The organism is Cyanobium sp. Lug-B (assembly GCF_024345635.1).
Classification (GTDB): Bacteria; Cyanobacteriota; Cyanobacteriia; order PCC-6307; family Cyanobiaceae; genus Cyanobium; species Cyanobium minutissimum.
In genome coordinates this window covers 20,824-27,285 of the sequence record NZ_JAGQBM010000041.1, presented here as the reverse complement: position 1 = coordinate 27,285, position 6,462 = coordinate 20,824, and the positions used below count along the sequence as shown (strand labels likewise).

Here is a 6,462-nt window from a genome sequence, read left to right as displayed (position 1 = left end):
GCCGCCGGGCTGCCGCTCGCGCCGCCGCAGCAGGGTGCGCAGCAGGCCGTTCACCACCGGCGCCAGCCGGCCCAGGCCGGCGCGCTTGGCCAGGGCCACCGTGGTGCTCACCGCCGCCGCCGCCGGCACCCGGTCGCTGAACAGCAGCTGGTAGAGCCCCACATGCAGCAGCCAGCGCAGGGCCGGGGGCTGACGCTGGGCGCTCACCTTGCCGAGGGCATCGATCCAGCCGTCGAGCAGGAGCCGCTGGCGGATGGCCCCGTAGGCGATCTCGGTGGCCAGGGCACGGTCGGCCGGCGACAGGCCACCGCCGCCGCGGGCCAGGGAGGCCAGCTCCCGCTCCAGGGCCGCGTCGGCGTAGGCCCCGGCCGCGACCGCCTGCAGCACCTGCCAGGCCAGCTGGCGGGAGGCCAGGCCGGGGACGACGTCGCTGGCGTGAATCGGCGGGCTCCCGGGAGGAATCAATCCTTTGTACAGGACCGCAGGGGTGGGAACGGGGGCTCAGGGGGGCCAGGCGTCCCCGGCCTCCGGCAGCAGCGCGGCGGGCGGATGCCAGCGGTGCCGGGCCAGGGGCAGGCGACCGTCGGGGGCCACGGCGATCCCCTCGGCCAGCAGCAGCTCCCGCTGCATCCAGTCGCTGCCCTCGCGGCCGGGGCTCATGGCGATCCGCCCCTGGGCATTCACCACCCGCTGCCAGGGGACCTCGGAGGGCAGGGGCAGGCGCCGCAGGGCCCAGCCCACCTGGCGGGCGCAGCCCCAGGCCCCGATCAGCTCGGCGACCTGGCCGTAGGTGGCCAGCTGCCCGGCGGGGATGTGGGCCACCATCGCGTAGACGCGCTGGTCGAAGGAAAGCGGCGCGGCGGAAGTGGCGGCTTCTGAAGGATGGGAGGACACGGCTTGCCGAAGCATGGAGCACAGACTAGTCGCCGTGGAATCCGGACTACGGACCCATGGAACTCATCAGGCAACTTGATGTCACCCGAATCACAGTAAGGATTGCGGGCAAAGACACGGGGCCTGAGTTCAACGACATACATTGCATCTGTCCACTCCTGGCAACGTTCGGCAGACGGCAGTTGTCAGCTCACTGTCTGGAATCCAACGATCATGCTTGTTTCCACTTTCGAGCTCCTCTTCAAGGCCACCACACCGGCCAACCCACCTCTGGTGCGCGTCCCCGGGGCAGCACGGGGAATCCTTCAGGGCTACTTTCTGACGATTGCGAACACGTCAACGACGACATTGACGTTCCTGCTGACCTTCAATGCCACCACGCCCGCCCTCAATCTGGCGCAGACCGTTCAGGCCACCGACGTGACGGGAGGCAATTCCTTCGGCGATCTCACCCCAACCGCCGATCCCAATCGCTTCACCCTGAGCGTGAGGGTTCCAGGCAGGGACACCGCCCTGGTGATTCTTCAACCCGATGTGACGTTGGCGAATCTGCCTGACTCGGTGGAGTTCCGCGGCTTCGTGGAGATCGAGATCACCACCCGCACCTTCCAAGGGCAGACCTTCGATGTGCTGCTGACACCAGAGCACCGCGGCACGTTCCTGCCCAACAACTTCTCCTTTGTGCCCCCACCCCTGCCAGTCGCCAACAACAACGGCAGGGACTTCGACCAGTTGATCGTGGCCTTGCCCACGGCCACAGGCAGTGCGCTGTTCCGCCTGCCATCACCGGTGCGGGACCTCAAGCCCCTGATCGACAACACAAATCCGATTCCCTTCCCCGGACGCCCCCTGCCGTCGCTGCCGGAGGTGCTGCCGGGACCGGTGCCGCCCGGGCCGGTGCCGCCGATCGCCGGTGCGGGAACGGATCCTGAACTGAGGGCCACGCTGGCGCGTCTCCAGGACGGTCTGAGCCTGATGGCGCGCACCATCGATTCGCTCGCGGGCGAATCGGCCGGGGGCGATTCCTTCGTCTCCCCGGAACCCTGACGGGCCTGCGCGTCATCCTGGCGAGCGCGCACGACGGCGACGCTCGCCGCCTGCAGGCGGCCTGGGCACCCCAGGCCGTTCTGCTGACCCCGCGCGACCTTTCCCAGCCGGGGTGGCATCTGGTGGTGGAGGAGACCGGGGAAGGGCGCTGGGCCTGTCAGGGGGTGGACCGGCCTGATGCCGCGATCACCGCGGTGCTGACGCGGCTGGTGCAGGTGGATCCGCTGGAACTCACCTGGATCCAGCCCCCCCGACGGCAGTTCGTTGCCGCCGAGATGACCGCCTTCCTGCTGGCCTGGCTGGAGGGGCTGGGCTGTCCGGTGATTGATCGGCCCAGTCCAGGCTGCCTCTGTGGCCGCAACTGGGGCTGGTCCCACTGGGCCGCCCACGCCTCCGGCTGCGGCATTCCCGTGCGGGACCAGGGCCCCGATCCAGGCGGAACCCGGCTCGTGACCATGGTCGGCGCCACGGTGATCGGTGCAGGGGCTGACGAGGAGGCGGCCTGGGCGCGCCGGCTCGGCGCGGGGGCCGGGCAGGAGATGGCCAGTTTCCACTTCCAGGGCGAGGGAGCGGAACGGGCGCTCGTGCAGGCGCGGGTGGGACTGGACAGGGTGGGCGCGGCGGAACTGGACGCGCTCGATCGGCTGCTGGAGCAGCGGCTGGAGGCCGGATGAGCGTGCTGTTGCTGGGGGCGGTGAACGATCCGGTCCTGCAGGGGGTGGCGGAGGCCCTGCGCCGCCGGGGTGTGGCGCCGCGGATCGGCCCCTGGAGCGCGGGACTCCGGCCCGCGGAGCTGCGGCGCTGGCAGGCGGAGATCAGCGCGGTGCTGGTGCGGCCCACCGGTGCGGCGGCGGGCCTCGACCCCGTGGCCGAACATGCCCTGCAGAGCTGGCTGGATCTGACACCGGCCCTCGTCCTGAACCGCCCCGCGGCGGCGGCGATCTGCGCCTCGAAGCCCGCCCAGCTGCGCTGGCTGCGGCGCTGGGGCTGGGAGGTGCCGCCCACCCTGGTCACCACCTCGGCCGAAGAGGCCCTGGCCTTCCGCGAGCGGCACGGGGAGGTGATCATGAAGGCCGTCGGCAGCAGCCGCAGCCGGGTGCGTCGCTTCGACGGGGAGAGCGACCCGCGGCTGGCGCTGCTGTCCTGGTGTCCGACCCAGTTCCAGCGGCGGATCGTGGGCGTCGACCACCGGGTCCACGTGGTGGGGGAGCGGGTCTTCGGCTGCCGGATCGAGAGCGAGGCAATCGACTACCGCCTGCCGGCGTCCGGCTGCGCGGCGCCGCGGCTGGTGGCGCAGCCGCTGCCGGAGGAGGTGGCGCAGCGCTGCCGCCACACCTGCCGGCAGATGGGGCTGGGGCTGGCCGGCATCGACCTGCGGCTGACGCCGGACGGGCGATGGGTGATCTTCGAGGTGAACGCCATGCCGGGGTTCACGGTCTTCGAGACCGGGACCGAGGGCGCGGGTGAGGCACCGATCAGCGATGCGGTGGCGGAGCTGCTGACGGCGCAGGTGCTGAAGTGATGGTCCGCCGCTGTGCACCGATGCCGCTGCTGCCCCGTCGTTTCGAGCGCCTGCGCGCGGTGCTCGATCGCCGCATGGGGGATCTGACGCTGCTGCTGGAGCATGTGGACAAGCCCCACAACCTCTCGGCGATCCTGCGCAGCTGCGATGCGGTGGGGGTGCTCGAAGCCCACGCCGTCAGCCTCCCGGGGCGGACGCCCACCTTCAACAGCACGGCCCTGGGCAGCCAGAAGTGGGTGACGCTGCACCGGCACGGGTGCAGCGGCGACGCCATCGCCCGGCTCAGGGCCGGCGGCTTCCGGCTCTATGGCACCCACCTGGGGGCCCGGGCGGTGGACTACCGCGACTGCGACTTCACCGGGCCCACGGCCTTCGTGCTGGGGGCGGAGAAGTGGGGGTTGAGCGAGGAGACGGCCGCGGCGATCGACCAGGCGATCGTGATTCCCATGGTGGGCATGGTGCAGTCGCTCAACGTGTCGGTGGCGACCGCGATCCTGCTGTTCGAGGCGCTGCGGCAGCGGCAGGCGAAGGGCTGCCTGCCGACCTGGGGCGAAGGGCTGCCGCCGGAGCAGTACGCCCGGCTGCTGTTCGAGTGGGCCTACCCGGAGGTGGCCGCCTGGTGCCGGCGCGAGGGGCGCCCCTACCCGGCCCTCAGCCCCGAAGGCGCCATCCTCGAGGAGCTTCCCCGGACCGTGCGACTTCGCTGTTGAGGGGGCCGCCATCGAAGCGGGCGGCGCTCGGCAGCCAGAAGGTCAGCGCGAGCGCCAGGATCTCCAGCAGCAGCTGGCGGCCGCCGAGCAGCACCACCACCACCGCCACGAAGGACAGGAACTTCTGGAAGACACTCCAGACATCGTCGGGTGTGTTGCCCGCCTTCTGCCAGAGGGCCACGGCCAGGGCCAGCAGGGCCAGATCCAACCACCAGGGCATCGCCGGAACCACGCTTCCCTGGAACGCTACCCCAGGCCTTCGGTGCCGGCCCGGGGGCGTTCAGTCGCGCGCACCAGCCGAAACGCCGCTCAGCCAGTTCTCCAGACCCTCGCCCAGGAAGGACAGGCCGAGCACCAGGACGAACATGGCCAGCCCCGGGAACAGGGCGGTCCACCAGATGCCGGTGGGCAGGGCGGTCAGGGCCTGCTGCAGGTCGCTGCCCCACTCGGGGATCGTCTCCGGCAGGCCGAGGCCGAGGAACCCCAGACCCCCGAGCACCAGAACCGCGTCAGCGGCATTGAGGGTAAGCAGCACCGGCACGGAGGTGATCACGTTGCGGAACAGGTAGCGGCGCAGGATCCAGGCGGGGCCGGCCCCCAGGGAGCGGGCCGCCTCGATGAACAGCTCCGCCTTCACCTGGGCCGACTGGTTGCGCACCACCCGGAAGTACTGGGGCACATACACCACACAGAGGGCGGCGGCGGCATTGGGCAGGCCCCGGCCCAGCAGGAAGGCGAGCACGACGGAGAGCAGCAGCACCGGCAGGGTGTAGAGGGTGTCCATCACCAGCACCAGCAGGCGGTCGACCCCGCCGCCGAGGTAGCCGCTCACCATCCCGAGGGGAACGCCGATGGCCAGGGCCAGCACCAGGGCGCTCAGCACCACCTGCAGGGCGACGCTGCTGCCGGAGAGCGTGCGCACGCAGACGTCACGGCCGAGGCGATCGGTGCCGCACCAGTGGCCGAAGGAGGGCGGCGCGTAGATCGGATTCTCCAGGCCCGCATTGGGATCGCTCAGCAGACCCCCGTGCACCAGCAGCGGGGTGGCCAGGGCGATCAGCCCGTAGACGACCACGATCACCAGGCCCCAGCGCGCCATGCGCTGCGCCAGGGTGGAACCACCGACTCCGGGGGGCGGTCCAATCCGGTCGGCCTTACCAGTGGACTTCCGTATCACAAGTTGACAGTCACGGCCAGGATTCGTGCGTATCTGCGCTGAAACAGACGCGGATCAGGTTCGCGAGAAGAGTAACCTCAGGGGTTGCCGATATGGCGACTGCGGGATCAGCGAGGCTGCCTTCCGTGGCCGCCGATCCGTGGGGCGGCCATCGTTGGCGGCCATGAAATCCGGCGGAATTTATGCCTCTGAAGGCGCGGGCGTCAAGCTGGGCCGCGGTTCCCGCTTCGGTCCGTACTCACCGGATCAACCGGAAGCTGGCAGCGAAGCAATGGATTTCCACCGAGTTGCAAGAGAGCCTGCAGGTGCGCTTGCAGGTGAATTCTCACGCTGGTATAATGTGCATCATATGCGCCACTCAACTCCAGAGTGCTGACTTCCATCGTGGCCGAGCGTCGTTCAGCCTTCCCGATCAGATGACCAGCGCCCGCCTCCTGATCGTCGACGACGACCCTGAAATGCGCGGCTTCCTCACCTCCGAGCTGGCGGTCGAGGGTTACGAGTGTGAAGAAGCGGCCTGCGGCCAGCAGGCCCTGGGCCGGATCCGCAGCCAGACCTGGGATCTGGTGCTCCTCGACTGGAACCTGCCCGATTTCAGCGGTGTCGAGGTGTGCCGGCGCATGCGCAAGGGCGGCATCTCCACCCCCGTGCTCATGCTCACCGCCCGTGATGAGGTGCAGCAACGGGTCGAAGCGCTCGATTCCGGCGCCGACGACTACCTGATCAAGCCGTTCTCGATTGAGGAACTGCTGGCCCGGGTGCGGGCCCGTCTGCGTCGCAGCGGCATCGATGAGCAGGAAGGCGGTGTGCTGCGGATGGCCGATCTGGAGGTGAATCCCGCCAGCCGGGAAGTGGCGCGGGGCGGTGAGTCGATTCACCTCACCGCCAAGGAGTTCGATCTGCTGATGCATCTGCTGCGCCACCCCAATCAGGTGCAGGAGCGGCGCGCCATCCTCGATGCCCTCTGGGGTGAAAACTGGCTGGGCGACGACAACCTCCTGGATGTCTACGTCCGCTACCTGCGCCGCAAGCTCGAGCCGGCCGGCCAGCCCACCCTGATCCAGACGGTGCGCGGTGTCGGCTTCATGCTGAAGGAAGGGCCGCCCCGCTGA

Annotated in this window: 9 protein-coding genes; 5 read left to right on the top strand and 4 right to left on the bottom strand. The window is 69.9% G+C overall.

The genetic code is table 11. The features are described 5' to 3' along the window. Both KBY81_RS10895 and KBY81_RS10890 read right to left on the bottom strand, forming a co-directional pair. Window positions 1-465, bottom strand: a 465-nt coding sequence (locus tag KBY81_RS10895; RefSeq protein ID WP_315858519.1) for a transcription antitermination factor NusB, incomplete at its 3' end; no start/stop codon positions are given. Window positions 466-501: 36 nt separating this feature from the next. Continuing rightward, window positions 502-894, bottom strand: coding sequence for an MGMT family protein (locus KBY81_RS10890; protein WP_254976499.1), 393 nt, complete (start codon window positions 892-894; stop codon window positions 502-504). Window positions 895-996: 102 nt separating this feature from the next. On the opposite strand from KBY81_RS10890, the gene KBY81_RS10885 reads away from it, so the two are divergent. The 4 genes from KBY81_RS10885 to trmH all read left to right on the top strand — a co-directional run bounded on the left by KBY81_RS10885 (window position 997) and on the right by trmH (window position 4,173). Then, the gene (locus tag KBY81_RS10885) at window positions 997-1,941 is read left to right on the top strand and encodes a hypothetical protein (RefSeq protein WP_254976498.1); all 945 of its coding nucleotides are present in this window, start codon (window positions 997-999) and stop codon (window positions 1,939-1,941) included. A 122-nt stretch (window positions 1,942-2,063) separates the two neighbouring features. Next, window positions 2,064-2,615, top strand: coding sequence for a hypothetical protein (locus tag KBY81_RS10880; protein ID WP_254976497.1), 552 nt, complete (start codon window positions 2,064-2,066; stop codon window positions 2,613-2,615). Further along, window positions 2,612-3,463 carry a RimK family alpha-L-glutamate ligase gene (locus KBY81_RS16505; protein WP_261357203.1) on the top strand — a complete coding sequence of 284 codons (852 nt, stop codon included), beginning with the start codon at window positions 2,612-2,614 and terminating at the stop codon, window positions 3,461-3,463. Before KBY81_RS10880 ends, KBY81_RS16505 begins: the two co-directional genes overlap by 4 nt. 20 nt (window positions 3,464-3,483) lie before the next feature. Next, the gene (gene trmH, locus KBY81_RS10870; protein ID WP_254976496.1) at window positions 3,484-4,173 is read left to right on the top strand and encodes a tRNA (guanosine(18)-2'-O)-methyltransferase TrmH; all 690 of its coding nucleotides are present in this window, start codon (window positions 3,484-3,486) and stop codon (window positions 4,171-4,173) included. Here the strand turns inward: trmH and KBY81_RS10865 are convergent. Further along, complete coding sequence (locus KBY81_RS10865) at window positions 4,115-4,393, bottom strand: hypothetical protein (protein ID WP_254976495.1); 279 nt, start codon at window positions 4,391-4,393, stop codon at window positions 4,115-4,117. The genes trmH and KBY81_RS10865 overlap by 59 nt on opposite strands. A 60-nt stretch (window positions 4,394-4,453) precedes the next feature. Next, window positions 4,454-5,272, bottom strand: coding sequence for an ABC transporter permease (locus KBY81_RS10860; RefSeq protein WP_254976494.1), 819 nt, complete (start codon window positions 5,270-5,272; stop codon window positions 4,454-4,456). A gap of 494 nt (window positions 5,273-5,766) precedes the next feature. Here KBY81_RS10860 and KBY81_RS10855 point away from each other — a divergent pair, with 494 nt between their 5' ends. Further along, window positions 5,767-6,462 carry a response regulator transcription factor gene (locus tag KBY81_RS10855; protein WP_106220558.1) on the top strand — a complete coding sequence of 232 codons (696 nt, stop codon included), beginning with the start codon at window positions 5,767-5,769 and terminating at the stop codon, window positions 6,460-6,462.

Bases quoted from the DNA above. Each gene is read 5' to 3' on its own strand.
- KBY81_RS16505 (WP_261357203.1), top strand. From the start codon at position 2,612: ATGAGCGTGCTGTTGCTGGGGGCGGTGAACGATCCGGTCCTGCAGGGG.
- trmH (WP_254976496.1), top strand. From the start codon at position 3,484: ATGCCGCTGCTGCCCCGTCGTTTCGAGCGCCTGCGCGCGGTGCTCGAT.
- KBY81_RS10865 (WP_254976495.1), bottom strand. From the start codon at position 4,393: ATGCCCTGGTGGTTGGATCTGGCCCTGCTGGCCCTGGCCGTGGCCCTC.
- KBY81_RS10860 (WP_254976494.1), bottom strand. From the start codon at position 5,272: ATGGCGCGCTGGGGCCTGGTGATCGTGGTCGTCTACGGGCTGATCGCC.
- KBY81_RS10855 (WP_106220558.1), top strand. From the start codon at position 5,767: ATGACCAGCGCCCGCCTCCTGATCGTCGACGACGACCCTGAAATGCGC.